The following is a 26,029-nucleotide window of genomic DNA, read 5'->3' on the forward strand; positions in this document are numbered from 1 at the left end:
AAGGAGACGTTCGAAATGACCCAGGACCAGAACACCGCCCCCACGGCCGAGCAGCTCACCGCCGACTGGGAAACCAACCCCCGCTGGGAAGGCATCCAGCGCGATTACACTGCCGACGACGTCGTCCGCCTCCGCGGGCGCGTCTCCGAAGAGCACACCCTGGCCCGCCGCGGCGCGGAAAAGCTGTGGGACCAGGTGCGCAACGCCGGCGACGAGGGCTACACGAACGCCCTCGGCGCCCTCACCGGCAACCAGGCCGTGCAGCAGGTCAAGGCCGGCCTGAAGGCCATTTACCTCTCCGGCTGGCAGGTGGCCGCCGACGCGAACAACTCCGGCCACACCTACCCGGACCAGTCCCTGTACCCGGCCAACTCGGTGCCCACCGTGGTCCGCCGGATCAACAACGCACTGCTGCGCGCCGACCAGATCGAGTTCGCCGAAGGCGTCTCCACCGTGGATGACTACCTGGTGCCGATCGTCGCCGACGCGGAAGCAGGCTTCGGCGGCCCGCTGAACGCCTACGAGCTGATGAAGTCCATGATCCAGGCCGGCGCGGCCGGTGTGCACTGGGAAGACCAGCTCGCGTCGGAGAAGAAGTGCGGCCACCTCGGCGGCAAGGTGCTCATCCCCACCTCCCAGCATGTGCGCACCCTGAACGCCGCACGCCTCGCGGCCGACGTCGCCGGCACCCCCACCGTGGTCATTGCCCGTACCGACGCCGAGGCCGCCACCCTGATCACGTCCGACGTCGACGAACGGGACTCCGAGTTCATCCTCCGCGAAGACGGACAGCCCGTCCGCACTGCGGAAGGCTTCTACAAGGTCCGCAACGGCATCGAACCGTGCATCGCCCGTGCCAAGGCCTATGCACCCTATTCGGACCTGATCTGGATGGAAACCGGCACCCCGGACCTGGCCCTTGCCCGCAAGTTCTCGGAGGCTGTCCGCTCCGAGTTCCCGGACCAGATGCTGGCCTACAACTGCTCGCCGTCGTTCAACTGGAAGAAGCACCTGGACGACGACACCATCGCCAAGTTCCAGCGCGAGCTCGGGGCCATGGGCTTCAAGTTCCAGTTCATCACCCTGGCCGGCTTCCACGCCCTGAACTACTCGATGTTCGATCTGGCCCACGGCTACGCCCGCAACGGCATGAGCGCCTATGTGGAACTGCAGGAGAAGGAATTCGGCTCCGAATCCCGCGGCTACACGGCCACCAAGCACCAGCGCGAGGTTGGCACCGGCTACTTCGACGCTATTGCCACCGCACTGAACCCGAACGGCAGCACGCTGGCCCTGGCCGGGTCCACCGAGTCCGCCCAGTTCCACTAAAGTCCCGCCCACATCTTCCCTGCCTCGAAAACCCCGAAGGAGCACGCCATGAACGATCCCATCACCCTGAACGGAATATCCCTCACCGCCCCTGCCGTGCGGCGCCAGGAGGAGATCCTCACCCCGCAGGCGCTGGACTTCGTCAAGGCGCTGCACCGGGCCACCGCCAGCCGCCGGCAGGAACTGCTGCAGCAGCGCCAGGCCCGCCGGACGCAGATCTCCAACGGTGCGGACCCCGCGTACCTGGCCGAGACCCGGCACATCCGCGAAGATGGCTCCTGGCGGGTGGCCCCCACCGCCCCCGGCTTGGAAGACCGGCGCGTGGAAATCACCGGACCGGTGGACCGGAAAATGACCATTAACGCCCTGAACTCCGGTGCGAAGGTGTGGCTGGCCGACATGGAGGACTCCTCCACGCCGTCGTGGTCCAATGTCGTCAACGGTCAGCTGAACCTCCGCGACGCCCTGGACCGCCGCATCGACTTCACCTCTCCGGAGGGCAAGGACTACAAACTCAAGGGCACATCCTTGACGGACCTGCCCACCATCGTGGTCCGCCCCCGCGGCTGGCACCTGCCGGAGAAGCACATGCTGGTGGACAACACACCGATTGCCGGCGGCATCGTGGACTTCGGCCTGTACTTCTTCCACAACGCCCAGCGCCTGATCTCGCAGGGCCGCGGCCCGTACTTCTACCTGCCGAAAATCGAAAACCACCTCGAGGCCCGGCTCTGGAACGACATTTTTGTGCTGGCGCAGGATCTGCTGGGCATCCCGCAGGGCACCATCCGCGCCACGGTGCTGATCGAGACCATCACCGCCGCCTTCGAAATGGAGGAGATCCTCTACGAGCTGCGGGACCACGCCGCAGGCCTGAACGCCGGCCGCTGGGACTACATCTTCTCCGTGATCAAGAACTTCCGCACCCGCGGACCGCGGTTCGTGCTGCCGGACCGGAACATGGTGACCATGACGGCACCGTTCATGCGCTCCTACACCGAGCAGCTGGTGCGGGCGTGCCACCGCCGCGGTGCGCACGCCATCGGAGGCATGGCCGCGTTCATCCCGAACCGCAGGGACGCCGCGGCCAACGACGTCGCCATGGAGAAGGTGCGCGCGGACAAGACCCGGGAAGCGAACGACGGTTTCGACGGCTCCTGGGTGGCGCATCCGGACCTGGTGCCTGTAGCCATGGAGGTGTTCGACGGCGTGCTCGGCGAGCGGCCGAACCAGCTGGAGCGGACCCGCGAAGATGTCATCCCCAACGCCAAGGCGCTGCTGGACATCGCCTCGACCCCCGGCGTCATTACCGAGGCTGGCATCCGCAGCAACATCGAGGTGGGCGTCCGCTACATCGAATCCTGGCTTCGGGGCAACGGTGCGGCCGCCATCAATAACCTGATGGAGGACGCGGCCACGGCGGAAATCTCCCGTTCGCAGATTTGGCAGTGGATCCATGCCTCGGCCGTGACCGACGAAGGTGAGATCGTCACCCACCACTGGGTGGAGGAACTGGTGGACGAGGAGTTCGCCAACCTGCAGCGGTTTGACGGCGACCGGTTCGACGACGCCCGCGAGCTCTTCGAGGAAGTGGCCTGCGGCGAGCATTTCCCGACCTTCCTCACCGTGCCCGCCTACGCACGTTTCCTGCACGAGGCGCAGGAGCTGGCCGCCGCTTAGCGCCGCAGCGCCGAGGCGCGGCGGTCCACCGCCGCGGCTGGCGGCGGCCCTCCGGGCTGACGCCCGGCGGGCGAAGCGTCTTTCCACCAGGGTCCGGAGCCGGCAACAGCTTCGGGCCCTGTCGGCGTCCCGGGGCCCAGCTGCTGCCGTTGAGGCCCGGACAGCAGCCCGCACCGGCGTACCATGGATAGGCCCCTAGTTCGGGCCTGCTCCCCCAATCCCAAGGTGTGTTTTCTGCAATGTCCTCCTTTACCCAGGCCTTGGCCCGCGGACTGAACATCCGGCATATCCGGTTCATGGCACTTGGTTCCGCGATCGGCACCGGCCTCTTCTACGGCTCGGCCTCCGCGATCCAGTCCGCCGGTCCGGCCGTCCTGCTGGCCTACATCATCGGTGGCGCCGCCGTGTTCCTGGTCATGCGCGCACTGGGCGAAATGGCCGTCCGGCATCCGGTCTCCGGGTCCTTCGGCCAGTACGCCAGCCGCTACCTCGGCCCCTTTGCCGGCTTCATCACCGGCTGGACGTTCGCCTTTGAAATGGCCATCGTGGCCATTGCCGACGTCACGGCACTGGGCATTTACATGGGCTTCTGGTTCCCGGACGTACCGCGCTGGATCTGGATCCTCGCCGCCGTCCTGCTGATTTCAGCATTGAACCTCATGCGGGTGAAGGTGTTCGGTGAAACCGAATTCTGGCTGTCCATCATCAAGGTCACAGCCATCCTCGCCATGATCATTGGCGGCGCGGCGATCGTGGTGTTCGGCTTCGGACTGCCGGACACGGCCAATCCGGGCCTGGACACCATGCTGGGATCCGGCGGGTTCTTCGCCAACGGGTTCTGGGGCCTGCTGGCGTCCTTCGCCATCGTGATGTTCGCCTTTGGCGGCATCGAAACCGTGGGAATCACCGCCGGCGAGGCGGACAACCCCAAAAAGGCCATTCCGGCCGCGGTCAACACCGTGCCGGTGCGCATCCTGCTGTTCTACGTATGCGCCCTGGCCGTCCTGATGATGATCTTCCCGTGGCAGGACATCGACGGCGCCACCAGCCCGTTTGTGCAGATTTTCGACTCCCTGGGCATCCCCGCCGCCGCCCACATCCTCAACGCCGTGGTCATTACCGCGGCCCTCTCCGCCATCAACGCCGACATTTTCGGTGCCGGCCGCATGCTCTACGGGCTGTCCCGGCAGGGTCAGGCTCCGGCGTCGTTCGCCAAGGTCTCCCGGCACGGCGTGCCGTGGATGACGGTGGCCACGATGGCAGCGGTGCTGCTCGCCGGCGTCGTCCTCAATGCGCTGCTGCCGGAGAACCTGTTCAAGATCATCGCGTCGATCGCCACTTTCGCCACCGTGTGGGTGTGGCTGATGATCCTGCTCTCGCACATCGCGATGAAACGCGAGATGAAGCGCCGGGGCCTGCCGGCGTCCGAGTTCGGCGTGCCGTTCTGGCCGGTGGCGTCCTACGCCGCACTGGTGTTCATGGTGTTCATCGTGGTGCTGCTGGGCGTCATGCCGGACACCCGGGTGGCTTTGGTGGTGGGTGTGGTCTGGATCGGCCTGCTCTTGGTGGCCTACCGGCTCTGGGTGCGCGGCAACGGCCGGGTGCGCGCGGAGCTGGTGGACGAGACGGGCGTTGAGTGGGTGGGCGCCGGCACGGCTCAGCCCGCCGCCGGCGCGGACCACCCCGCCGCCGGGAATGCAGGCGTTACTTCCTAGGTTGCACCCGGCATGAAGGTTGAAATTTGGTCTGACATTGCCTGCCCCTGGTGCTACATCGGAAAGCGCCGCTTCGAAGCCGCACTGGCCGGGTTTGAACACCGCGACGACGTGGAGGTGTCCTGGCGCAGCTACCAGCTGGACCCGTCCCTGCCCAAGCACTACGACGGCACCGAGGTCCAGTACCTGAGCGAGCGCAAGGGCATCGACCCTGTGCAGCTCGCCGGCATGCTGGATCAGGTCACGGCACAGGCAGCGGGCGTTGGCCTGAACTATGATTTCGACTCCCTGGTGGTGGCCAACAGCTTCTCCGCGCACCGGCTGATCCATTTGGCCCGCACTGAAGCGGGGCCGCAGCGGCCGACGGCGTCAAGGAAGCCCTGCTGTCGGCCCACTTTGAGCAGGGCCTGGATATCGGCAGCACGGAGGTCCTGGCGGAGATCGGTAGCCGGACCGGACTGGACCCGGACCGGGTGCGGGCCATGCTCGCCGGCGGCGAGTTCACGGACGAGGTGAACGCCGATATCGCCGAAGCCCGCGGCCTTGGTGTCAGCGGAGTGCCGTTCTTTGTCATTGACCGCAAGTACGGCATCTCCGGGGCGCAGCCCACGGAACTGTTCACGCAGGCTTTGGGCACCGCGTGGGAGGAATCGCGGCCGCTGCAGATGGTGGCTCCGGCCGCCGCCGGATCAGCGGACGGGCCCGCCTGCGGACCGGACGGCTGCTAGCGGCCCTTCCGGCCCTGGCTGGAGCCCGGCCCGGGCCCACCCCAGCCCGGCCCCGGCCATTCCGGCCCGGCACCTATCCGGCCGCGGCGGCCAGCTCCCGCTCAACGCCGTCGGGTGAGAGCAGGTGCTCGGTCACCATCAGGCTCGCGCCCAGCAGCGCGGCGCCGTCGCCGGCCGCGGAGGCGACCACCTGCAGGCTGGACGTGGCCAGCGGCAGCGACCGCTGATAGACCACTTCCTTGACGCCGGCGAGCAGCTGCTCGCCGGCGGCCGCCATGCCGCCGCCGATTACGATCACCGACGGGTTGAGCAGGCTGACGCATGCTGCCAGCACGTCGCCCACATCCCGTCCGGCCTGCCGCAGCGCACTGATGGCGTGCAGCTCCCCGTGGCTGGCCAAATCCAGGACATCATCACCGGACTCGGCCGCCAGCCCTTCGGCACGCAGGGCCCGGGCCAGCGCCGGACCGGAGGCGAGCGCTTCCAGGCAGCCGGTGTTGCCGCACCGGCACAGCACGCCGTCGCCCCGCGGCACCCGCACGTGCCCCAGGTCCCCCGCGGTGCCGTTGGCCCCGCGCTGCAGCTGGCCGCTGCTGATCAATCCGGCTCCGATGCCGGTGGCGACCTTAATGAACAGCAAATCATCGTGTTCGGGCCAATACGACGCCCGCTCCCCAAGGCCATAATGTTGACATCGTTGTCCACCAGGACCGGAACCCGGAGGCTGCGGCGGATGTAGCCGACGACGTCGAACCCGTCCCAGCCGGGCATGATCGGCGGCTTCACCGGACGGCCGCTGCGGTGCTCCACGGGACCGGGCAGCCCGATGCCGATACCGGCGAGATCGGATTCGGGGCGGGCCGCGGCGTCGAGCATCTCCCGGCCGGCGGCGACCACCCAGTCCAGGATGCTTTCAGGGCCGGCTGACACCGGCATCGCCGTTCCGGTGCGGAAAAACTCGGCGCCCACCAGATTCGTGCCCGCCGCCCTGACATGGGTGGCGCCCACGTCCACGGCCAGGACCATCTTCGCGCCGGGATTGAAGGCAAAGCGCGACGGCGGCCGGCCGCCGGAGGACACCGCTTCACCGGCCGGGCCCACGAGTTTCGACGCCAGGAGCGCTTCAACGCGTGCTGCCACAGTGGACCGCGCCAGCCCGGTGGCCGCCGCCAGTTCGGACCGGGTGCGGGCACGCCCGTCGCGCAGGAGCTGAAACACTTCCCCGGCCTGGTGGCCGCCGGCAAAAGCTGCGGCACCGAAAACTTCGCCGCCTGCGGGTGCAGCCGGGATCCGGGAAAGTGTCATCACTAACGAATAGCACGGGCCACTTATGAATGTCATCCGGCAGAAGTATGAACGGACAACAAACTTTTGCTTGACTGCCGGCAAAAGTGTCCCTAGGTTGAAAGTGTCGTACGCCACAGTTTGCGCGGTGTCCGGCGCAGTCTTCGCCGGCACGGTTGCGGCGGACTCTTTCTTTCCACCGGTGCTGAATCCCCCATGGATACGGCCTGCACGCAACGAGGAGCGCAGAGTGACCTATTCCCTTCAGCTGTACACCGTCCGCCGAGAGCTGGAGGCGGACCTCCCGGGAACGCTCAAGGCGCTGGCTGCTGTTGGCTTCCGCCAGGTGGAACCGTACAACTTCCATGAAAACCCCGCGGATCTTGCCGCCGCACTGGAGGAGAACGGGCTGTCGGCCCCCTCCGGCCACGCCCCGCTGCTTCGCAGCGACCAGGATGCCATCTTCACCGCCGCCAACACATTGGGCATCGGCACCGTGATCGATCCGCATGTGCCCGAAGACCGGTGGAAGACCGAAGCCGACATTGCCGCCACGGCAGCGGCCCTCAACGGGGCGGCCGCCAAGGGCGCCGACTACGGGGTGCGGGTGGGATACCACAACCACTGGTGGGAGCTCGAAACCCTGCCGGACGGCCGCACCGGCCTGGAAGTCCTCGCCTCGCATCTAAATCCCGAAGTGATCCTGGAACTGGACACCTACTGGGCGGCAGTGGGCGGACAGGACGCGGCCGCACTGCTGGCCAGGCTCGGCGACCGGGTCCGGTTTATCCATATCAAGGACGGACCGGTCACGTCCGACCCCGCAGCCCAGCTGCCGGTCGGCGACGGCGTGATGCCGGTCTGGGACGTTATCGCCGCAGCAACAGCTTTGGAAACCGGCGTCGTCGAACTCGATGACTATGCCGGAAACATGATGGACGCAGTTGAGGCCAGCCTCAACTACCTCACCGCAGGAAGGCCGGCAGCATGAGCAAGCAGGGACCCGTCGGCGTCGGGATTATCGGTGCCGGAGTGATCAGCAAGGAATACCTCACGAACCTCACGTCCTTTCCCGACGTCAAGGTGCATATTGTGGCGGACCTCTACGAGGAGGTGGCCGCCGCACGCGCGGCCGAATACGGCATTGCCGAGTCCGGCGGAGTCGAGGCGGCCCTGAACCACCCCGACGTCGAGATCATCATTAACCTCACTATCCCCGCAGCCCACGTCGAGGTCGCCACGGCGGCGGTAAATGCGGGCAAGCATGTGTGGAGCGAGAAACCCTTCTCGCTGGACCGTGAATCCGGACTCGGCCTGCTCAAGGCCGCAGACGCCGCGGGCATGCGGCTGGGCTGCGCCCCGGATACGTTCCTGGGCTCGGGCCTGCAGACCGCGCGCCGCATGATCGAACGCGGCGACATCGGCACGCCGCTGACCGCCCTCACCCTGATGCAGTCACCCGGCCCGGAATCCTGGCACCCGAACCCCGCCTTCCTCTTCCAGGAAGGGGCCGGACCGCTCTTCGACATTGGCCCGTACTACCTGACGGCACTGGTGCAGACCTTCGGCTCGATCCGCAAGGTTGGCGCCTTCGGGTCGCGGTCCAAGGAAGTCCGCACCATCGGCTCCGGCCCGCGGGCCGGCGAGGAATTCGCGGTCACCGTACCCACCCATGTCAGCGCCATCGCCCAGTTTGAGGGCGGCGCATCGTCGCAGAGCATCTTCAGCTTCGAGTCCCCGTACCCGCGGCCGGGGTTCGTGGAAATCACCGGCAGCGAGGCCACCATCGCCTTTCCGGATCCCAATATGTTCGACGGCGATATCCGCATCTGCGCCGCGGGCTCCACTGACTGGACAACCATCCCGGCTCCGTCCGTACCCGGCACGCGCGGCACGGGGGTGCTGGACATGGCGCGCGCCATCCGCGAAGGACGCCCGCACCGCGCCCAGGGCGAACTGGCGTATCACGTCCTGGACGCCATGGCCTCGATCTCGGAGTCCGTGGAAACAGGAAGCTTCGTCACCGTGGAAAGCTCCGCCGCCCGGGTGCCGGCCCTGCCCGAGGACTGGGATCCGACCGCCGCGACCCTCGCCTGATCCGGTTCCGGGCCCGGCCGTCTCCGGCCGGGCCCGGAACCGCCTTATCCAGCTTTGCTCTGCCCTGATCCTTCCAACCAGCAAGGGACGTTCCGCATGCCTCACCCCTCCTCCGACCGGCCGCTGGGGGTTGCCGTTATCGGTTATGCCTTCATGGGCAAAGCCCACTCGCAGGCGTGGCGCAACGCCCGGGCCTTCTTTGACACCCCGGCCTACGAACAGAAGCTGCTCGTAGGCCGGGATGCGGAACAGGCTGCTGCGGCCGCCGGCCGGTACGGCTGGCAGGAGTCCACCACCGACTGGCGGGACGTGCTCAGCCGGGAGGACATCGACGTCGTCGACATCTGCTCCCCCGGCTATCTGCACGCGGAAATGGCAGTTGCCGCGCTGGAAGCGGGCAAGCACGTGCTGGTGGAAAAACCGCTGGCCAACACCGTGGCCGAAGCCGAAGCCATGGCCGACGCCGCGCGCCGGGCCGCAGCACACGGCGTCCGGTCGATGGTGGGCTTCAATTACCGGCGCGTTCCGGCGCTGGCACTGGCCCGGGAGCTCATTGCCGGCGGCCGGCTCGGCACCATCCGCTCCGTCCGCAGCGCCTATCTGCAGGACTGGCTCGCTGACGCGGAGTCACCCATGACCTGGCGGCTGGACAAGGAAACAGCAGGATCCGGGGCGCTCGGAGACATCGCCTCGCATCTGGTGGACCAAATCCGGTTCCTGCTGCAGGACCGCGTCACCGCCGTATCCGGACGGCTGCACACCTATATTCCGGAACGGCCCGAAGCCGCGGCTGCCGGCGCCCCGGCGGAGGCGCCCGCCCGGAAGCGGCAGGTCACGGTGGATGACGCTGCCTGGGCCACGCTGGACCTGGCCGGCGGCGCCGTTGCCAGCGTCGAGGTGTCCCGCGTCGCGCTGGGCCGCAAGAATTCCCTGCAGGTCGAGGTGTTCGGCGACCTTGGCAGCCTGTCCTTTGACCTGGAAAACCTCAACGAGCTGCAGTTCTTTGACGGTACCCTTCCCGTCCGGCAGCAGGGTTTCACCCGCATTCTGGCCACGGAACCGGAACACCCCTACCTCTCGTCCTGGTGGCCGCAGGGCCACGTCCTGGGCTGGGAGCACAGCTTCGTGCACGAAGTCGCGGACTTCCTTGGCTGCATCAGGGACGGGCAGGCGCCGTCGCCGTCGTTCGACGACGGCCTCGCCGTGCAGCGCGTGCTGGCCGGTGTGGAGGAAAGTGCGGCGGCGGGCAGCGCCCTAGTTCCGGTCGACGGCTAGTTCTAGCCGGCCGGAGCCGGCGGGGATGTCTCGGTCGTCCAGGGACAGCTCATCGGGCCGGCGGCGGTGGACATGACGTTCTCGGCCGGCACCAGCGTGGTGTATCCGGAGCCCAGCACCACGTCCACGGCGGCTCCCTCCCGGTCATCCTGGACATACTGGGTGTCCGGGATCTGCTGCTGCACAGTGAACGCGGCCGCCTCGCCCTCGGGGCCGGACATAATGATGGCGGTCATGCCTTCGCGGTTGACCGTGCTGTTGCCGACGGTTCCGCGCAGGAAACCCCGTTCGGCGAGCGCGTCGGACACCTGCCCGGCCAGCCCCGCCGCCGCCGTCGTATTGAACACGTTGACTGTGACGGTCTCGGGCGGCTGGTAGGTGAACGGACCGGCCGGGCACCCGGCGGAGGCAGTTGGCGCCGGCTCCGGCTCGGAGAGCACTATCCATCCCCTGAGCACCGACAGGGCGAAGAGCGCCCCAAGCAGCAGCGCGGACACCAGCACGGCAATCACGATCCGGTGCCGCGTGCGCCTCCGGCGGGCCAGCCGGACCCGCTCCGCTTCGTCGGCTTCGGGATCGAAAACGACTCCCAGATCGTCTTCGGTGACGATCCGGTGGCCGTGCCACTCGGTGGGGTCGGCTTTCGCCGTCCGGTTCCGGTGTGCCGCGCCGGTGCCCCTGTCAGCCATCGGAGTCAGTCATCAATGACGAGGACGCGTGCATGCAGGATGGTCCGCTGGTGCAGCGCGGTTCGAACAGCGCGGTGCAGTCCGTCTTCCAAGTACATGGTGTCCCTCCATAGCACGACGTGCGGGAATAGATCTCCGAAGAACGTGGAGTCCTCGGCCAGCAGCGCACCCAGGTCGAGCGTGCTTTTGGTGGTCACCAGTTCATCAAGCCGCACCTGCCGGGGAGGTACCGCCGCCCAGTCTTTGGGTGTTACGTATCCGTGGTCGGGGTAGGGGCGTCCGTCGCCAACAGCTTTGAAGATCACTAATACAGACTAAAGAAGAAGTGCATCCTTTGAAACAGCGGCGCCCGGCGGGGCGCACCCAATCCCGTCACATTACGGACACAGCAACGTTCCAGACCGGAAAATAGGGCTCCCACCAGCACGAACACTGTCCGGCCTCCCGGTTCTGCAGTTTTCGGCCAGCCGGGCGCAGTGGAATACTGGCACGGTGACTTCTCCCGTTTTGGCTTGCTGCTCGACGTCGACGGCCCCGTGGCCAGTCCGGTTTCCCGGACCGTTCCGCCGGGCATTGTTACCCACCTCGTGGAGCTGGCCGCCGCGGGCTGGCCCGTCATCTTCAACACCGGCCGCTCCGACGACTTCATCCGCAGGCAGGTGATGGAACCGATGATCGCCGCCGGACTGTCGGCCGGCACCACACTGCATGCCATCTGTGAGAAGGGTGCCGTGTGGTTCTCCTTCACCGGGGCCGGTCCCGGTGAACCGCAGGTCGATTCGGCCCTCGCCCTCCCCGAAACCTATGCCGACGCCGTCCGCCAGCTCGTGGCCTCCAAGTACCGCGGCCACATGTTCTACGACGAAACCAAGCGCGCCATGGTGTCGGTGGAGCAGCACGTGGACGTGGCCAACGCGGACTACCTCCGGGAACAGCAGGAGTTCGACACCGACGCCCTGGCCCTGATGCGGAAGTTCGACCTGGGCGTCTGCCGGCTGGACCATCATGCTCCGGACAGCGACGACTCGATCGACTACCGGATCGACCCCACGATCATTTCCACCGACATCGAGGCGCTCGGAGTCGGCAAGGACCTTGGCGCCCGGCGCGCTCTGTCCCTGCTCGCGGATGCCGGAACCGAAGTGCCGCGCACCTGGCGGACCGTCGGGGATTCCCGCACCGACTACGCCATGGCCGATGAGCTGCAGGCGCTCGGGTATGACGTTGCGCATGTGGACGTCCGCCCGGCCGACGGCGTGCCGGCCAAGCCCTATCCGGTGCTGACCGCCGGGGATCGGATCCACGAGGATGCCGGCGGAGCGTACTTTGCGCGCTGGGCGGCGATGGCCGCCGGCAACGCAGCGGACGACGACGGCGTCAGCTAGCTTCGATGGCGGAGGCTGGCTTCAGTGGCGGGAGCTAGGTTCTCAGCCGGGTGCCGGCCCGGCGCACCGCCGTCGTGAGCCGGTCAAGCCGGCTGGACTGCAGCGTCCAGGACTGCCAGTACAGCACGACGTCATGGTGCGCCCGGTCATCGAGCAGCACCAGGCGCCCGTCGTCGAAGTCGGAGCCGGCCTGCAGTTCCGGCAGCATGCCCCAGCCCAGCCCAGCCCGTATGGCGGCCACAAACGCTTCCGAGGACGGAACAGTGTGCATCGGCGGAGCGCCGGAAACGCGGCGGGAGGCCAGGAACCCGCGCTGCAGCTCGTCCTTGGCATTGAACTGCAGCACCGGCATCGCCTCCCAGTCCACCACGCCGTCCGCTCCGGTGAACCGGTCCCGCAGGCCCGGCGCTGCCGCGGGGACGTAGCGCATGGCTCCCAGCCGGACAGCCCGGCAGCCGTTCACCGGCGCCGGGTCCGACGTCACTGCCGCCAGCACGTCGCCCTGCCGCAGCAGCCGGCTGCTGTGGTCCTGGTCCTCCACATGCAGATCCAGAGTGGCGTCCGCCCAGCCCGCGGCGTCCACGAGCACGGGCAGAAACCAGGTGGCCAGGGAATCGGCATTCACTGCCAAGGGTGTGGCGGTCACCGCCGACGGCTGGGATCCCAGGGCTTCCCGCGCCTCGGCTTCCAGCAGCTGCACCTGCCGGGCCAGGCGCAGCAACGCCGATCCGGCGTCGGTGGCAGTGCAGGGCACGGCGCGGCGCACCACCACCCGGCCCGCCGACTTCTCGAGCGCCTTGATCCGCTGGCTGACCGCGGAGGGGCTGATGTGCAGCCGGTCCGCTGCGGCCTCGAAAGTGCCCTCGTCGATGACCGCGGCCAGGGCGCGCAGGTGCTCAAAGTTCATAAAGCAAATCTAATGCAGGGATCAAATCTTTCGTTTGTCTGCAGTTCGGAGGTGGAACTACCGTCGACTGCATGTGGAGCATTTGGGGTACCGGCCTGCTGACCGGGCTGGGGCTGATCGTCGCCATCGGAGCGCAGAACGCGTTTGTCCTGCGGCAGGGCATCCGGCGCGAACACGTCGGCGCGGTGGTGGTGCTCTGCGCAGTGAGCGACGCCGTCCTGATTCTCGCGGGCACTGCGGGCATCGGCGCGCTGGTGGAGCGCTTCCCGCAGGTCCTCAGTATCCTGCGCTGGGGCGGTGCGGCTTACCTGGTGTGGTTCGCCGTCAGGTCCTTCAGGTACGCGCTGAAACCCTCCGTATTGACCGGTGACGCTCCGCGGTCGCGCGGATCGGTCATCGGCACCACGCTGGCGCTCACCTTCCTCAACCCGCATGTCTATCTGGACACTGTGGTGCTGCTGGGCAGCCTGGCCAACCAGTACGGTGAGGCCCTGCGGTGGATCTTCGCCGCGGGGGCCGTCGCCGGCAGCGTCCTTTGGTTCTCGGGTCTCGGCTTCGGCGCCCGTGTCCTGTCCGGAGCCCTCAGCAAACCCCGCACCTGGCAGGTGTTGGACCTGCTGATCGGCGTTGTGATGCTCGCCCTGGCGGTGACACTGGTCCTGGGCTGACTCGGCCCCTAGGCCGGAACGCGCGTTGCGGTGACCCAGCGCAGCAGCGAGTACAGCAGCTGCGAGGCGCCCGGCATGAAACCTGACCCGTGGTGATAGACCGGGTCCATGGTGGTCACCAGCAGGCGGGCCGGCTGGTTCACTTCGTCCACGTAGAGCAGGGCGCCGGAATCGCTCCCGTCCTCTTCCATCACGACCAGCGAGCGCGCGCCGGCCGGCGGATGCAGCAGGCCGTGATGGTGCCAGGACACCGAGCGTTCCGTGAAGAACTCCCACAGCGGATCCCCTGGCAGCCGCAGCCGGGTGCCGTTGTCCTCTCCGGTGCGCCAGGTCCAGAACACGGTGGGCCGGAACGTGTAGCCCACGCCGGGCAGCCACTGCTCAACCTTGTTTTCGCCGAGCACGATCACTGTCTTGCCCGGATCCTGCAGCGCCTTCCGGATGGCCGGTGCGAAGCGGGCCAGCTGGCCCTGGTGCAGCCGGTCCCCCACCAGGAGGACGTCCAGGCCGGCCAGGACTGCGGGGTCGGCGTCGGGCAGGTAGACGGATTCCAGCCGGTACGGTGCCAGCGCGGGATCGGCGAGGGTGCGCAGCGCCGGGAACGTGCCGCAGTGCAGCAGGCCGATGCGCGGCGCGCTGCCGGTCCCGGACGCGACGACGGCAGCGGCAGCGGCAGCGGAGGTATTGGGGGCAGTGGGGGCAGCGGAGGTATTGCGCGGACCCGGGGCAGCGTTAATCCGCGGGCCGGCAGCGGGGACGGATTCGTTGCCGGAGCCGCCGTTCAGCCAGGCCACCAGGTTGGGGCCGAGCTTTCCGGTGGAGTATCGATCGTCGGCGAAGCTTTCCAGATCGTTGCCGCCGTGCACGAGCACCTCTCCCGCCCCCAGCCGGTAGCTGTAGTCCAGCGGCAGCGCGTACTGGCCGATTCCGGTGACGGTGCGGGCGCCGTCGGGCAGGTCCAGGTGATAGCCGCGGCCGTAGAACCCGGCGACGCCGATGTCCTCCAGCTGCTCATAGGTATGGGTGCCGGGCACACCCGTGCGGTAGTGGAGGTCCGCGTAGTCGATGCCAGACCACACCGGATGCGGCTCGACGGCGTGCGGACGGACATCCTGCGGACCTCGGAACTCCAGCTTGCGCCAGGGCGCCAGCCCGTCAATGAACGGCCGGACAACCTGCCCGTTTACCAGCACGCGTCCGCCGGCGCGGACAAAGCCGCTCAGTGCGTCCCGGTGCCGGGCCAGCAGCAGGTGGTCGGTGCCGCCGCTGATGATCAGGCCGTTGGCGGAGAGAATCCTGGTGCGGGCGGCGTCGTCGTCGAGGTCGTAAGCGTCCACGTCCGCCAGCGCGCCGCGCCAGGACGGGCCGCGCTGGCCGCGCATCGGTGCGTCGCCGATAAGCCGGTAAATCACGGGAGTTCCTTTCCAAGGGGCAGTGGAGTGGAGGAACGGGCAGGCACCGGGCAGTCCGCGCGGCAGGAGGGGCCAAAGTCGGGCACCGCAATCACGCGGTCGCCGGAGACAGTACCTACGGTGGGGGTGCAGATGGGAAGCCCGTAGACCGCGGACAGGGCGGAGCCGGTCAGCAGTTCGTCGGTGGGTCCCCACCGGGTGTCGTCGCTGCCGACAAACAGGAGCGCGTTGCGGGAAACATGCAGGGCGTGGTCCGGGTGGTGGGTGGTCATGATGACGCCCATTCCATCGGCGGCGAGGCCCGACAGCACGGTCAGCACCCGTGACTGGTTGTGCAGGTCCAGGGCGGAGGCGGGCTCATCCAGGATCAGCAGTTCGGATCCGGAGGCGAGCGCCCGGGCAATGAGCACCAGTTGCCTCTGGCCGCCGGAGAGTTCGGCATAACTGCGGTTGGCCCAGCCGGCCACCCCCACCCGTTCCATGGCGGCGCCGGCCGCTTCATGATCCTCCCGGCGCGGAGTCTGGTAGGCGCGCAGGTGGCGGCTGCGGCCCATCAGCACCATCTCGGCAACGGTGAAGCTGGTGCCTCCCGCCCCGTGGTCCTGCGGTACGTAGCCGACGGCGGGGCCGCAGCTGATCTGGCCTTCGCGGGGCGTGAGCAGGCCGGACAGGCACTTGAGCAGGGTGGTTTTGCCGCGGGCATTGGGGCCCAGGATGGACAGGATTTCCCCGCGTTCGAGGGTGAATGCCAGGTTCCGGAACAGCCATGGCCGCAGCCGTGAATAGCGGAATCCGAGCCCGGTAACGGACATCAGGGGGCCGGCCGCGGCCGGGGCATGGGCCCCGGCGGCTGTGGCGGGGGCGGCTGCGGCAAGCCCGGCGGGGGCAGCTGCGGCTGGGATTGTGGTGAGCGGGGCGGAAACGACGGTCATGACACCGCGCCTTTCTTCTGGGAACGGGCCAGCAGAGCCACAAAGACCGGTGCTCCGATGATGGCGGTAAGGATGCCCAGCGGCAGTTCGCTGCTGGACAGGGAGCGGCTGAGGGTGTCGATGAGCATCAGGTAGGTGCCGCCGAGCAGCAGCGATGCCGGCAGCAGCACCCGGTGGTCCGGGCCCACCCAGAGCCGGGCGAGGTGCGGCACCACGAGTCCCACCCAGCCGACGGCGCCGGCAACGGCCACGGTGCCTGCCGTCATCAGCGCCACGGCGCACAGCAGGACCACCCGGGAACGGTGCGGGTTGACGCCCAGGGCCGCGGCGTCGTCGTCGCCTAGGGAGAGCACGTTCAGGCGCCAGCGCATCGCCAGCACCACGGCACCGCCGATCGCCACGGGGATGAGTGCGGTGAGCACCTTGGAGTAGCTGGCGGCGGCAATGGAGCCGAGCAGCCAGTGCACGATCGAGGGGAGTTCGGAGTAGGGGTCGGCGGTGTAGGTGATGAAGGAGACCAGGGCGTTGAAGAACGCAGCCACCACGATTCCGCCGAGCACGATCATCAGCATTGGACCGCCCGTGCCGCCCATCCGGCCCAGGGCCAGCACGACGGCGAGCGCGGCCAGGCCAAATCCGAAGGCTCCGCCGACCATCCAGCCGCCGGAAAGGCCCAGGGCGAGCACGAGCACGCCGCCGAAGGAAGCGCCGGCGGTGACGCCGATGATGTCCGGGCTCACCAGTGGATTGCGGAACAGGGCCTGCAGGCAGGCGCCGCCGAGCGACAGGGCGCCGCCCACCAGGAAAGCCAGCAGGACGCGCGGCAGGCGCACGTCCAGAACCACGGTGGCTTCCTGATCGGTCCAGGTCCGCCGCACCAGGCCCTCTCCGCCACCGGCGCCGAACAGCGCGGTGGCTTCGTTGGCGAGGATGCGCAGGATCTCATTCGGCGGCACCCAGTACCGGCCGGCGGCCATGGAGATCAGAGCCACCGTGCAGAGGATCAGGACGCACAGCAGCAGCGGCAGGCGGTGGCTGCGGGCCGGCGGGCGGGAAGATTCGGGTGCCGTGGGTCCGGCCGTGGACGACGGCGGTACGGGCAGCGCAGCGTCAGCCGCCGACGTCGAGCCGGCCCCCGCCGTCGTCGGGCCCGTCGTCATCTCAGGCACGGAAGACGTCATAGCCGGCACTTCCGCTGTTCAGGTCCAGGCGGAGGGCGGCGTCGATCTGGGGCTCTGAAATGTCGTAGCCGTAGAGATAGCTGATCTTCTCGCGCATGGCCGCGCGCAGGTTGTGCGTGGTGAGCCCGGGGTGGAGCAGTTCGGCGGCCCACTGCCACATCAGCGGAGATTCCGCGCACGGAACCTCCCAGCGGTAGCCACCCAGCGGAGCCTTGTAGACCCGGCGGTTGCGCACAGCGGACACCGAAGCGAGCGACTTGTCGGCGTAGACCTCGGCCGGGGTGCGGGTATCGAAGCCGCCCAGGGTGATGACCTCGGGATCCCATTCGATGAGCTGTTCGGCGCTGACCACGTTTTCGGCGCTGATGTTGTCCGCCGCCATGTTCCGGCCCCCGGCCAGTTCCATCCAGTAATGCATATAGGCGGTCTTGTTTGACGCCGAATAGCCGTCCCCGGACTGGCTCAGATGGACCACGCGCACGGGCACCGCGGAGGCGAGCTCCTGCTGCAGGCGCTTGATCTCAGCGTGCATCCAGTCCACGATTTCGGTGCCGCGTTCCGGCTTGCCCAGAATGGTGGAGAACAGAGAGACCCAGGTTTCGAGGTATTCCTGCGTGCCGTAAAGCAGGCAGACGGTCTTGAAGCCCGCTGTTTCCAGTGGCTCCACCAGACCGTCGCCCTGGTCCGCCCACTGGAACACGACGTCGGGCTCCAGGGCGGTGAGCGTTTCGATATTGGGGGTGAAGCTGGACGGGGAAACGGTGGTGGTCGACTTCGACTCCGGATACATCTCACCGAACAGCCCCTGCCGGTTGGCCTGAAGCGTGGACTCGTTGATGCCCACGATTTTGCCATAGCCGCCGTCCACTGCCGCCAGCATGGAGGGCGAGGGGATGACCGTCGTCGCAATCCGCCGCACGGGAGCGTCGAAGGAAACCTCGACGCCGCGCATGTCAGTCACCGTGAAGCCAGCGGAGCCGGCGGCACTGCCGGTCGAAGCCACGGTCTCACGGGAGGAACAGGCGGACAGGGCGAGGGCGAGGAAACCCAGGCCGGCACCGCCGAGAAGGGTCCGGCGGGAGGTTCCACGTGGGGGGCTGGAGGGAGACAACTGCGTTCCTATCGCTAACGGTAGGTAAGGCTTACCTAAAGACTGACGTAAATATCAGACCACACCAAAGCGATTAGCGCATATTTTCGTATCGTAATTGTCTCCGAAGTTACACCCCCGGCCGCCGCCGGAACCGCCGCCGTACACCCCCGCCACCCCCGGAACCGTCCCCGGCCGCCGTCGGAAAGTGTCGCCGCAAGACCTTATATGACCCGCCCACAGCTATCCGTGCAAATAAACCCGCTGGTCAGACACCACATGGAAGGGGGACGCGTAATATTTGCTACTCACTTGACAGCGGCCGGTGATAGCTTCGCAACCATGACTCCAACCCCCTCCTCCATCCCCGTTCTGGACCTGAGCACCGCACGCAACGCCGACGGTTCCTTCAACAGCGACTTCATTGCTGCGCTGTGCGAAGCGACCCACCGGATCGGGTTTTTTCAGCTGGTGGGCTACGGCGCCGGCGAGGCCAAGGTGGATGACTTGTTTGACGTGACAAAGCGCTTCTTCAACTTGCCGCTGGAGAACCGGCTGGAGCTGGACAACCGCAACTCGCCGCACTTCCGCGGCTACACCCGGCTGGGCACCGAACTGACCCAGGGCCGCCCCGATGCCCGCGAGCAGATCGACTTCGGTCCGGAACGCGAGCCGGCGGCGGACTATCCGGCGGATCAGCCGTTCTGGCTGGTCCAGGGTCCCAACCAGTTTCCGGACGGGGTGCTGCCGCAGCTGCGGCAGCAGTCGATGGAGTGGGCGGACCTCATGTCCGAGGTGGGGGCGGAACTGCTCAGCGCCATCGCCGTATCCCTTGGGTTGCCCGAGGACCATTTCACCGAACCGTTCGAGGGCACTCCGGCATGGATGGCTAAGCTGGTCCATTACGTGGGCGGTGTGGTCAAGGAAGCGGGAACCCAGGGCGTGGGGTCGCATGCAGACTATGGCTTCGTGACGCTGCTGCTGCAGGATTCCGTGGGCGGGCTCGAAGTGCGCCCGCATGAGTCGGACACCTGGATCCCGGTGGAGCCGATCCCCGGGGCGCTCGTTGTCAACCTCGGGGAAATGCTTGAGGTGGCCACGCAGGGCTATCTTTCCGCCACCATCCACCGCGTCACGGCTCCGGCGCCGGGCGTGGACCGGTACGCCATTCCGTTCTTCTGGTCTCCGCGCCTGGACGCCGTCATCGATCCGGTGGAACTGCCCGCCGAACTCGCGGCCCAGTCCCGGGGCATTTCCGATGATCCACAGAATCCGATGCTGGCCTCCTACGGTTCCAATGTCCTTAAGGGCTGGCTGCGGGCCCATCCGCAGGTGGCCAAGCTGCACCACCCGGAACTGGTGACGGCCAAGTAGCGTGCGAAGCGCGACGGCGCCGCCCGGGCCATGTGCCGGGCGGCGCCGTTTTCGTGTCCGCACGAGGAGACGGCGGGGTTCCTCACCCTGCCTGGTGCGGCGGCAGCCCCTCCCGGGGTGGCCGCCGGACTTCGATGCCTTTGCTCCCGGCCGCAGGCGGATACTTTCGGGCATTTGCCTTCTTGAATCTGCGCAACAGGAATATGACCGTTAAAAGGAATACCGCCGTTGCGGCCACGACAATAAGAAGTGCAGTTCCTGTTTCCATAACTATCCCTCTCTAGTCCCTGCCTGCTTCGGCACGCCATGAAGACGCACTGCGTTTCGACCGCGCGCCCGCCATGAGGACAAGCACTACGAAAGCTGCGATTCCGGCCGCCCCCAGGATAACCCGGACCCACGGCGGCAGCCCCCAGAGCGTTGAAGAGGGTGAAAGCAGCCCAAAGACGCCGGAAATCAGGACATATGCTCCCCCGCCGGCCAGGACCACGGATGAAATGACCAGGGCCCAGAAGCGGACCAGCCGTGACCGCGGCGCAAAGTTGTCTGCATAGTCACCGGGTTGCCCGAACGCGGCAACAGGATCCTCTCCGGACTCCGCTGTGTGGCTTTCAACTTCACGGACTATTTGTGTTGCTGCTTCCGCGGGAACACCGCGGAATTCCAGTGCGTCCCGCAGGTCGTGGGAGTATTCCGCATAGGGTTGCTCAGTCATTGCCCCTTCTTTCCAGAAATGATCGACGTCGCGTTGCCGGAAAAGACTTCCCAATCCGCCCGCAGCGATTTGAGCCGTTCCCGGCCTGCAGGCGTAATTGCATAGTATTTCCGGCCCGGGCCGCCGTCGCCGCCGCGCCAGGTGGCCGCGAGGTCCCCGTCCTGCTCCAGGCGGGTGAGCAGCGGGTACAGCGTCCCGCCCTTAACGACGCCGAGCCCTCCTCCGCGAGCCGCTGCCCGATGAGGTATCCGTAGGATTCTTCACTGCTCACGATGGACAGGACCGCTGCGGCAAGGACGCCCCTCAACCACTCGGACGGCCACTGCGTAATTTCCATGACTAGATGATGAACCCATCTAGTTGGCAAGACAACCTAGTTGGTCGGTTTTTCCACCGGCATCCTCAGCGTTGTACTCGGGTAGTCCGGCCCATCCCGAACAGCAGAAATGCTCCGCTCATGGCGATCGTGGCAAGCGCGAGCGAGCCGTAGGACCAGGAATCTCCGGAACCGCCGAGGGACAGGCCGCTCCACCCGATGGAAATGAAGATGAGGTAGGCAGGAACAGCGGCGACGGCAACCTCCCGCAGGGCGCGCCGCCAGCCATGGGTTCGGGACTTCAGCCACGACACCGTAAAGACAACCAGAAAAAGGACACCAGACACAGCCGCAAACGGATTCAGCCCCACGAGCTTGAAGACAATGAGCAGTGCCACTCCGGCCAGGGGGACGCCTACGACGGCCCAGGCCGGAGGCCCGCCAAAGAAGCCCTTATCCGCCGGTTCCTGCCTCGTGTGAATCTGCAATTTTACGAACTCCCCCGAATGCAAATGCAAAAGATTGACTGTCAACGCCAGCGCTTGGCGGAATTACCGGGTGCCGCTAGCCCCGGCCGAACACGGCCACGAGGAAGTCGGAGTCCGGAGCGAACGGCCGAAGGTCCCAGGTCGAGAACTTCTGCTGGCAGTTCAGGCCCGCAGAGGCTGCGTCTTCCAGGAACTCGCCGAAGTCGTAGCCGCGGCCGGCGCCGAACCCTGTGACCAGACGGCCGCCGTCGGCCAAGTGGTTCCGCATCCGAACCAGCACTTCCCGCTGGGTTCCGGGGGCAACAAAGGTCATCACGTTGCCGGCACAGACAATGGCGTCGAAGGACTCGGCAATCCCTTCGGCGGGCAGGTCCAGTTCCGCCAGGTCTCCGACGAACCACTGCACATCGGGGAAGTCCTGCTTTGCTGCCTCGATTAGTTCGGCATCGACGTCGACGCCGGCAACAGTGTGCCCACGGGCCGCCAGTTCACCGCCCACGCGTCCCGGACCGCAGCCGGCATCGAGGATCCGTGCGCCGCGCGGAACCAGGGCGTCGATCAGCCTTGCCTCACCGTGCAGATCAGCGCCCTGCTCCCGCATCTGCTGAAACCGGGAGATGTACCAGGCGGAATGGCCCGGGTTCTGACGTTTTTTCGCTTCCCAGAGAGTTTCGCTTCGCATCCCTCCAGCCTACGTCCCGTATGCCCGGAGACGGGCTCTCCCACCCCTCGCGGGAAGCGGCCGGCGCGGTTAAGGAAAAACCCGGTACCGGAGGTGGGTTTCGCTGGGGAAAGCCGATGTTTCAAGACGTTCCAAGGCGACGGGCTTTTGCAGTCCCGCGAACAGCGGAATGCCTTCGCCGAGGAGCAGCGGGACAACATCCGGCTGAATTTCATCGACAAAGTCCAAGCTCGAGGCACTGCCGTGAAATGCTGCCTCCCAGCAGGCTCACCCACTGATGGCCCGCAGCGTTCTTGGCGAACTCAACCGCCTGCAGTATGTCGTCGACACCAAAAAAGTAGGGAACACCCTCCCGTTCAATTGGCTCATGTTCCGCCCGCACATGGCGGATCTGATCCGCGCCGTCATCGCTGAGTCCCCCAGGTTTCCGGAACTGCGCGGGCGGACTTTCAATTTCGGCACGCTGCCGGTGCCGACTGCGCTCAACCGCTACTTTCGGGCGGGGAACAATGCGGGAACCGCGAGCGTCAGCGACCCGGGTCTGGCGGCAGCGCAGTTCCCGGGGATGGTCGCTTCTGCCCTCTTCTGGCCCCGCCTGCTCCACGGACAAGAAGTGCCCACCGCGGAACAGACGCACCAAGTGGTCAACCAAGCCGCGCTGACGATCGCTGCACGCTACGGGGCTTCAGCCCAGCACTGATGCCTCAATCTGCCCCGTTGCCTGTGGAGTTGACGGAACCTCTAAGAGCCGGCCCGGGGGAATAGAACGCGGACTATGTCTCTTGTACCGCCAATGAAGACAATCGTGTACTCCGCCACCGGTCCATCATCCGTCCTCACCCTCGCAGACCGCGACGTCGCCGAACCCGGTCCGGGCGAAGTGCGCATCCGCGTCGCAGTCTCGGGCGTGAACCCCACCGATTGGAAGGCCCGTGCCGGCAGTGAGCTTGCCTTCCCGGAGGTGGTACCGAACCAGGACGGCGCCGGAACGGTGGACGCCGTCGGCGAAGGGGTCACAAACCTGCAGCCCGGTGACCGGGTGTGGCTGTACCTGGCGGCCCACGGACGGCCAACCGGCACGGCCTCCGAATTCACGGTGCTTCCCGCAGACCGCGCCGTGAAGCTGCCCGAGGGCATCGGATTCGACGTCGCCGCCAGCCTCGGCGTGCCGGCCATGACGGCGCACCGCGCCCTGACCGTGCATGAAAACGGCCCGTCCCGGCTCGCCCCCGGAGCGCTCAACGGACGCATGGTCCTGGTGCAGGGCGGCGCCGGAGCCGTGGGCCACGCCGCCATCCAGTTCGCCGTTTGGGCCGGTGCCACTGTCATTGCCACGGTCAGCAGCGATGCGAAGGAACAGCTCGCCCGTGCCGCCGGCGCACACCACGTAGTCCAGTACCCCGACGACGCCCTGGCCGACCGCATCCGCGAGATCGCCCCGGACGGCGTGGATTCCATCGTTGAGGTCTCCCCCGCCCAGAACGCGGCGCTGGACGTGGAGGTCATCGCCAACCACGGCAGCATCGCCTACTACGCGAACAACAACGGCGAAGAGTTCACCGCACCCATCATCGCAAGCTTCGCGAAGAACGTCCGCTGGCAGGGCGTACTCATCTATACGGTGGGCACCGAGGCCCAGCACGCCGCGGCGGAGGACATCACCGCCGCCCTGCGCGACGGCGCATTCCCGGTGGGCGAGTCCGCCGGGCTGCCGCTGACCTGGTTCCCGCTGGAGGAGACCGCCGCCGCACATGACGCCGTCGAGAACGGGACCACGGGCAAGATCCTGATCCGCGTGGCCGACGAGAGCGCATAGTCGCGGAAAATCCGGTAGTTGCCGTACCGTCCGGGGGTTACGCCGGGCGGTAAGCCGGGTGCAGGATGGGTGATACCCAACCGAGGCTGTTGGACCTGAGCCTCACCCCCACATGAGGAAAGGCAGAATCGCATGGCAGATCTAGGCGGTATGGCAGACAAGGCAAAAGACGCGGCCAAGGATCACCCCGAGCAGGTGGACCAGGCCAAGGACAAGGTCAAGGACGCTGTCGACGGCAATAAGGACGACGAGCAGAAGTAAGCGCACAGCAACAAGCCGGGCCCTTCCCGCAGGAAGGACCCGGCTTTTTGCTGCGTCCGGCGGACCTGACGCGGGACCGGCTGGCCTAGGCCTGGCTGGCCAACTTGTTTTTCCGGCCCCGGCTCACTGACTTAAAGTAAGCCCCCGACTGCGGCAGGAAGAGCAGCACTGCCGCCGCAAGTGCCAGCAGGACCGAGGCCAGGGTCACCCATGCTGCTGCCGTGACCACCGGCTCCTGGGTGAACTGAACACGCATGTTCAGCCCCGTCAGGACGACGGAGAGGACCAGCACGAAACGCGGCCACCCAAGGCCCATGCGGATCAGGACGGCGATCGCCGCGAAGACGGCAGCGGTGATGATGCCGGACCATACGTAGGCGGAACTTTCCGACGCGATCCAGTTGGGCACAATCACGTTCCTGCCGAACACCGCCTCAAGCTCGGCTTTGTACTCGTCACTGTTCACTGCACTAATTCCCACCGGGATGCGGATCAACACCGCCGCTGCGGCAGCCACCAGCAGCCAAAAGGCAATCCCCACGGTCTTGGCCCGCGCCGGAGCTGCCGGAGCGGCAACCGGTCCCCCGGCGGTACTGGAACCCTGGTTGGCGTTCTGCGCCATTTTCTCGGACATGCTTCCCCCAAAAAGCTGGACCATTCTGCGGCGGATTCGCCGCAGCGATAGGTAGCTTAGCTGAGAAGAGGATTACCGACTACCGGCATTCCTGGAACGCCGGATGCTGTATCCGCGCACCGGCAACACCAGCAGACCGACAGCGCAAACCATCGCGATCCACTGGCCGGAGGCCAGGCTTACCCATAATCCGAGACCGGTAATGAGCAGGCAGTACACCGCCGGCACGAGCACAGTGGGTTGCGTCTTTTGTGTCTGGTCAGATGTGGGCCCCATGGAGTGAGCCTAGTGGGGTCATTTCGGGACGTCCAGCCGAAGGCACAGTGCCGATTACCGTGAATCAGCCGCCATGTCCTGGGCGCCAATGGTCCCGAGCAATGCCAGTTTGCTGTCGGACTCGCTGCCGGGCTCAGCCGTGTACATCATGATCCGCAGGTCGTGGCGCTGGGTGGTGAGAATATCGCAGTCCAGGTCCATGGTGCCCACCTCGGAGTGGACAACCTGCCTGACGGCCGGACCGTGTTCGTCCACCTCGTGGCGCGACCAGAGCCGGGCGAAATGCGGACTCGCTTCCTTCAGGCGAACCACGAGCTGCTGCAGCTGGGAATCCCCGGGGTAGCGTCCGGCGCTGCGGCGCAGGTCGCCGACGAGGGACGCGTCAAGGGCTTCGGGGCTGTCGGGTCCGTGCAGATGGCAGTCGGAAGTGCCGGTGAAATGCAGCCACAACAGATTCCGGTCCGCTTCCTTCGACGACGAAGGGTCTCCCATCAGCGCCGTCCACATCGGATTCCAGAGCAGGAGGTTCCACATGGCGTCGAAGACCGCCACGGGACGTTCACCGGTGCGTTCCACCAGCCGGCGGATGCTCGCCGGCACCATCCGGGTGATGCGGCCGCCGCCGGTCGCGTGACCGGCCAGCCGGAACAGGTACTCCTGCTCCGTGTCGCTGAGCTGCAAAGCACGGGCCAGCGAAACGCAGACCTGCACCGACGGCGCCGCGGAGCGTCCCTGCTCCAACCGCACGATGTAGTCCGCGGACACCGACGCCAGCACGGCCAGCTCCTCGCGCCGCAGGCCGTTGGTGCGCCGGCTGGTGTAGGCAGGCAGGCCCGCCATCTGCGGGGTGAGGCGTTCACGCCACACCCTCAGTACCGCTGCCAGTTCTCCCGATGCACTCATGGTTAACATTGTCCCGCACAGCCTCCCGCACCGGCCCAAACAGGCTGGTACTGCCATTCCCATGATGCACCGGCACTGTCCCCACCTAGGTTCGACGGGGACAGGCCCCATACGTTGGTTGAAGGCCGTCTGGTCAGGTGCCCACCCGTCAAGCCGGCGGGGAACACCGTGATGCCGATGCCCTAACCCATC

General features: G+C 66.9%; 25 protein-coding genes and 2 pseudogenes. 13 read left to right on the top strand and 14 right to left on the bottom strand.

Annotated features, from left to right (window positions below):
* The first annotated feature begins 15 nt into the window (after positions 1-15).
* The 4 genes and pseudogenes from aceA (at position 16) to OL239_RS18845 (ending at position 5,452) form a co-directional block, all read left to right on the top strand.
* The gene (aceA, locus tag OL239_RS18830; RefSeq protein ID WP_268910164.1) at positions 16-1,329 is read left to right on the top strand and encodes an isocitrate lyase; all 1,314 of its coding nucleotides are present in this window, start codon (positions 16-18) and stop codon (positions 1,327-1,329) included.
* A gap of 48 nt (positions 1,330-1,377) precedes the next feature.
* The gene (gene aceB / locus OL239_RS18835; protein ID WP_268910165.1) at positions 1,378-3,009 is read left to right on the top strand and encodes a malate synthase A; all 1,632 of its coding nucleotides are present in this window, start codon (positions 1,378-1,380) and stop codon (positions 3,007-3,009) included.
* A 239-nt stretch (positions 3,010-3,248) separates the two neighbouring features.
* Positions 3,249-4,724, top strand: a complete 1,476-nt coding sequence (locus OL239_RS18840) for an amino acid permease (protein WP_268910166.1) — start codon at positions 3,249-3,251, stop codon at positions 4,722-4,724.
* Between the two features lie 12 nt (positions 4,725-4,736).
* Positions 4,737-5,452, top strand: a pseudogene (locus OL239_RS18845) (DsbA family oxidoreductase).
* A gap of 73 nt (positions 5,453-5,525) precedes the next feature.
* On the opposite strand, the pseudogene OL239_RS18850 reads toward OL239_RS18845, so the two are convergent.
* Positions 5,526-6,757, bottom strand: a pseudogene (locus OL239_RS18850) (ROK family transcriptional regulator).
* Positions 6,758-6,986: 229 nt separating this feature from the next.
* Here OL239_RS18850 and OL239_RS18855 point away from each other — a divergent pair.
* The 3 genes from OL239_RS18855 to OL239_RS18865 all read left to right on the top strand — a co-directional run bounded on the left by OL239_RS18855 (position 6,987) and on the right by OL239_RS18865 (position 10,108).
* Positions 6,987-7,727 (top strand): sugar phosphate isomerase/epimerase family protein, encoded by a 741-nt coding sequence (locus OL239_RS18855; RefSeq protein WP_268910167.1) that lies wholly within the window; start codon positions 6,987-6,989, stop codon positions 7,725-7,727.
* Positions 7,724-8,833 (top strand): Gfo/Idh/MocA family protein, encoded by a 1,110-nt coding sequence (locus tag OL239_RS18860; protein ID WP_268910168.1) that lies wholly within the window; start codon positions 7,724-7,726, stop codon positions 8,831-8,833. Before OL239_RS18855 ends, OL239_RS18860 begins: the two co-directional genes overlap by 4 nt.
* Positions 8,834-8,929: 96 nt before the next feature.
* Positions 8,930-10,108, top strand: a complete 1,179-nt coding sequence (locus OL239_RS18865; RefSeq protein WP_268910169.1) for a Gfo/Idh/MocA family protein — start codon at positions 8,930-8,932, stop codon at positions 10,106-10,108.
* A gap of 2 nt (positions 10,109-10,110) precedes the next feature.
* Here OL239_RS18865 and OL239_RS18870 read toward each other — a convergent pair whose 3' ends face one another.
* Together OL239_RS18870 and OL239_RS18875 are read right to left on the bottom strand one after the other, a co-directional pair.
* Entirely contained in the window at positions 10,111-10,797 is a 687-nt protein-coding gene (locus OL239_RS18870; protein ID WP_268910170.1) for a LytR C-terminal domain-containing protein, read from the bottom strand.
* Between the two features lie 5 nt (positions 10,798-10,802).
* Positions 10,803-11,102 (bottom strand): type II toxin-antitoxin system VapB family antitoxin, encoded by a 300-nt coding sequence (locus tag OL239_RS18875; protein ID WP_152222701.1) that lies wholly within the window; start codon positions 11,100-11,102, stop codon positions 10,803-10,805.
* 171 nt (positions 11,103-11,273) lie between these two features.
* On the opposite strand from OL239_RS18875, the gene OL239_RS18880 reads away from it, so the two are divergent.
* A complete protein-coding gene (locus OL239_RS18880; protein WP_268910171.1) occupies positions 11,274-12,182 on the top strand; it encodes a hypothetical protein in 909 nt (302 codons plus the stop codon).
* Positions 12,183-12,216: 34 nt separating this feature from the next.
* Here the strand turns inward: OL239_RS18880 and OL239_RS18885 are convergent, their stop codons facing one another.
* Positions 12,217-13,089 (bottom strand): LysR family transcriptional regulator ArgP, encoded by an 873-nt coding sequence (locus OL239_RS18885; RefSeq protein WP_268910172.1) that lies wholly within the window; start codon positions 13,087-13,089, stop codon positions 12,217-12,219.
* A 71-nt stretch (positions 13,090-13,160) separates the two neighbouring features.
* Between OL239_RS18885 and OL239_RS18890 the strand changes: the two genes are divergently transcribed.
* Complete coding sequence (locus OL239_RS18890; protein WP_268910173.1) at positions 13,161-13,757, top strand: LysE/ArgO family amino acid transporter; 597 nt, start codon at positions 13,161-13,163, stop codon at positions 13,755-13,757.
* Between the two features lie 8 nt (positions 13,758-13,765).
* Here the strand turns inward: OL239_RS18890 and OL239_RS18895 are convergent, their stop codons facing one another.
* Genes OL239_RS18895 through OL239_RS18910 form a run of 4 tightly spaced genes read right to left on the bottom strand, consistent with a single transcriptional unit; the run spans position 13,766 to position 18,393 of the window.
* On the bottom strand, positions 13,766-15,169 hold the full coding sequence (locus OL239_RS18895) for a hypothetical protein (protein ID WP_268910174.1): 1,404 nt from the start codon (positions 15,167-15,169) through the stop codon (positions 13,766-13,768).
* A complete protein-coding gene (locus tag OL239_RS18900) occupies positions 15,166-16,101 on the bottom strand; it encodes an ABC transporter ATP-binding protein (protein ID WP_268910175.1) in 936 nt (311 codons plus the stop codon). The genes OL239_RS18895 and OL239_RS18900 overlap by 4 nt, the downstream gene beginning before the upstream one ends.
* On the bottom strand, positions 16,098-17,282 hold the full coding sequence (locus OL239_RS18905; RefSeq protein ID WP_268910176.1) for a FecCD family ABC transporter permease: 1,185 nt from the start codon (positions 17,280-17,282) through the stop codon (positions 16,098-16,100). Before OL239_RS18905 ends, OL239_RS18900 begins: the two co-directional genes overlap by 4 nt.
* Complete coding sequence (locus OL239_RS18910; protein ID WP_268910177.1) at positions 17,263-18,393, bottom strand: ABC transporter substrate-binding protein; 1,131 nt, start codon at positions 18,391-18,393, stop codon at positions 17,263-17,265. The genes OL239_RS18905 and OL239_RS18910 overlap by 20 nt, the downstream gene beginning before the upstream one ends.
* A gap of 321 nt (positions 18,394-18,714) precedes the next feature.
* Between OL239_RS18910 and OL239_RS18915 the strand changes: the two genes are divergently transcribed.
* Positions 18,715-19,746 (top strand): isopenicillin N synthase family dioxygenase, encoded by a 1,032-nt coding sequence (locus OL239_RS18915; protein WP_268910178.1) that lies wholly within the window; start codon positions 18,715-18,717, stop codon positions 19,744-19,746.
* 280 nt (positions 19,747-20,026) lie between these two features.
* On the opposite strand, the gene OL239_RS18920 is transcribed toward OL239_RS18915, so the two are convergent.
* The 4 genes from OL239_RS18920 to OL239_RS18935 all read right to left on the bottom strand — a co-directional run bounded on the left by OL239_RS18920 (position 20,027) and on the right by OL239_RS18935 (position 21,947).
* The gene (locus OL239_RS18920) at positions 20,027-20,461 is read right to left on the bottom strand and encodes an HAAS signaling domain-containing protein (RefSeq protein WP_268910179.1); all 435 of its coding nucleotides are present in this window, start codon (positions 20,459-20,461) and stop codon (positions 20,027-20,029) included.
* Complete coding sequence (locus OL239_RS18925) at positions 20,458-20,718, bottom strand: PadR family transcriptional regulator (protein ID WP_329609425.1); 261 nt, start codon at positions 20,716-20,718, stop codon at positions 20,458-20,460. The genes OL239_RS18920 and OL239_RS18925 overlap by 4 nt, the downstream gene beginning before the upstream one ends.
* A gap of 145 nt (positions 20,719-20,863) precedes the next feature.
* Entirely contained in the window at positions 20,864-21,265 is a 402-nt protein-coding gene (locus OL239_RS18930) for a hypothetical protein (protein ID WP_268910180.1), read from the bottom strand.
* A gap of 76 nt (positions 21,266-21,341) precedes the next feature.
* Positions 21,342-21,947 (bottom strand): class I SAM-dependent methyltransferase, encoded by a 606-nt coding sequence (locus OL239_RS18935; RefSeq protein WP_268910181.1) that lies wholly within the window; start codon positions 21,945-21,947, stop codon positions 21,342-21,344.
* Between the two features lie 277 nt (positions 21,948-22,224).
* Here OL239_RS18935 and OL239_RS18940 point away from each other — a divergent pair, with 277 nt between their 5' ends.
* The 3 genes from OL239_RS18940 (at position 22,225) to OL239_RS18950 (ending at position 24,024) form a co-directional block, all read left to right on the top strand.
* Entirely contained in the window at positions 22,225-22,647 is a 423-nt protein-coding gene (locus tag OL239_RS18940) for a TetR/AcrR family transcriptional regulator C-terminal domain-containing protein (protein ID WP_268910182.1), read from the top strand.
* A 93-nt stretch (positions 22,648-22,740) separates the two neighbouring features.
* Positions 22,741-23,763, top strand: a complete 1,023-nt coding sequence (locus OL239_RS18945) for an NADPH:quinone reductase (RefSeq protein WP_268911824.1) — start codon at positions 22,741-22,743, stop codon at positions 23,761-23,763.
* 132 nt (positions 23,764-23,895) lie between these two features.
* Positions 23,896-24,024 (top strand): hypothetical protein, encoded by a 129-nt coding sequence (locus OL239_RS18950; RefSeq protein WP_268910183.1) that lies wholly within the window; start codon positions 23,896-23,898, stop codon positions 24,022-24,024.
* A gap of 85 nt (positions 24,025-24,109) precedes the next feature.
* Here the strand turns inward: OL239_RS18950 and OL239_RS18955 are convergent, their stop codons facing one another.
* Together OL239_RS18955 and OL239_RS18960 are read right to left on the bottom strand one after the other, a co-directional pair.
* Complete coding sequence (locus tag OL239_RS18955) at positions 24,110-24,658, bottom strand: hypothetical protein (protein WP_268910184.1); 549 nt, start codon at positions 24,656-24,658, stop codon at positions 24,110-24,112.
* A 330-nt stretch (positions 24,659-24,988) separates the two neighbouring features.
* Positions 24,989-25,837 (bottom strand): helix-turn-helix transcriptional regulator, encoded by an 849-nt coding sequence (locus OL239_RS18960; RefSeq protein ID WP_268910185.1) that lies wholly within the window; start codon positions 25,835-25,837, stop codon positions 24,989-24,991.
* Positions 25,838-26,029: the final 192 nt, after the last annotated feature.

The organism is Arthrobacter sp. ATA002 (assembly GCF_026898095.1).
Taxonomy (GTDB): domain Bacteria; phylum Actinomycetota; class Actinomycetes; order Actinomycetales; family Micrococcaceae; genus Arthrobacter_B.

Bases quoted from the DNA above. Each gene is read 5' to 3' on its own strand.
- aceA (WP_268910164.1), top strand. From the start codon at position 16: ATGACCCAGGACCAGAACACCGCCCCCACGGCCGAGCAGCTCACCGCC.
- aceB (WP_268910165.1), top strand. From the start codon at position 1,378: ATGAACGATCCCATCACCCTGAACGGAATATCCCTCACCGCCCCTGCC.
- OL239_RS18840 (WP_268910166.1), top strand. From the start codon at position 3,249: ATGTCCTCCTTTACCCAGGCCTTGGCCCGCGGACTGAACATCCGGCAT.
- OL239_RS18860 (WP_268910168.1), top strand. From the start codon at position 7,724: ATGAGCAAGCAGGGACCCGTCGGCGTCGGGATTATCGGTGCCGGAGTG.
- OL239_RS18865 (WP_268910169.1), top strand. From the start codon at position 8,930: ATGCCTCACCCCTCCTCCGACCGGCCGCTGGGGGTTGCCGTTATCGGT.
- OL239_RS18870 (WP_268910170.1), bottom strand. From the start codon at position 10,797: ATGGCTGACAGGGGCACCGGCGCGGCACACCGGAACCGGACGGCGAAA.
- OL239_RS18885 (WP_268910172.1), bottom strand. From the start codon at position 13,089: ATGAACTTTGAGCACCTGCGCGCCCTGGCCGCGGTCATCGACGAGGGC.
- OL239_RS18890 (WP_268910173.1), top strand. From the start codon at position 13,161: ATGTGGAGCATTTGGGGTACCGGCCTGCTGACCGGGCTGGGGCTGATC.
- OL239_RS18900 (WP_268910175.1), bottom strand. From the start codon at position 16,101: ATGACCGTCGTTTCCGCCCCGCTCACCACAATCCCAGCCGCAGCTGCC.
- OL239_RS18905 (WP_268910176.1), bottom strand. From the start codon at position 17,282: ATGACGTCTTCCGTGCCTGAGATGACGACGGGCCCGACGACGGCGGGG.
- OL239_RS18915 (WP_268910178.1), top strand. From the start codon at position 18,715: ATGACTCCAACCCCCTCCTCCATCCCCGTTCTGGACCTGAGCACCGCA.
- OL239_RS18920 (WP_268910179.1), bottom strand. From the start codon at position 20,461: ATGACTGAGCAACCCTATGCGGAATACTCCCACGACCTGCGGGACGCA.
- OL239_RS18935 (WP_268910181.1), bottom strand. From the start codon at position 21,947: ATGCGAAGCGAAACTCTCTGGGAAGCGAAAAAACGTCAGAACCCGGGC.
- OL239_RS18940 (WP_268910182.1), top strand. From the start codon at position 22,225: ATGGCCCGCAGCGTTCTTGGCGAACTCAACCGCCTGCAGTATGTCGTC.
- OL239_RS18945 (WP_268911824.1), top strand. From the start codon at position 22,741: ATGAAGACAATCGTGTACTCCGCCACCGGTCCATCATCCGTCCTCACC.
- OL239_RS18950 (WP_268910183.1), top strand. From the start codon at position 23,896: ATGGCAGATCTAGGCGGTATGGCAGACAAGGCAAAAGACGCGGCCAAG.
- OL239_RS18955 (WP_268910184.1), bottom strand. From the start codon at position 24,658: ATGTCCGAGAAAATGGCGCAGAACGCCAACCAGGGTTCCAGTACCGCC.
- OL239_RS18960 (WP_268910185.1), bottom strand. From the start codon at position 25,837: ATGAGTGCATCGGGAGAACTGGCAGCGGTACTGAGGGTGTGGCGTGAA.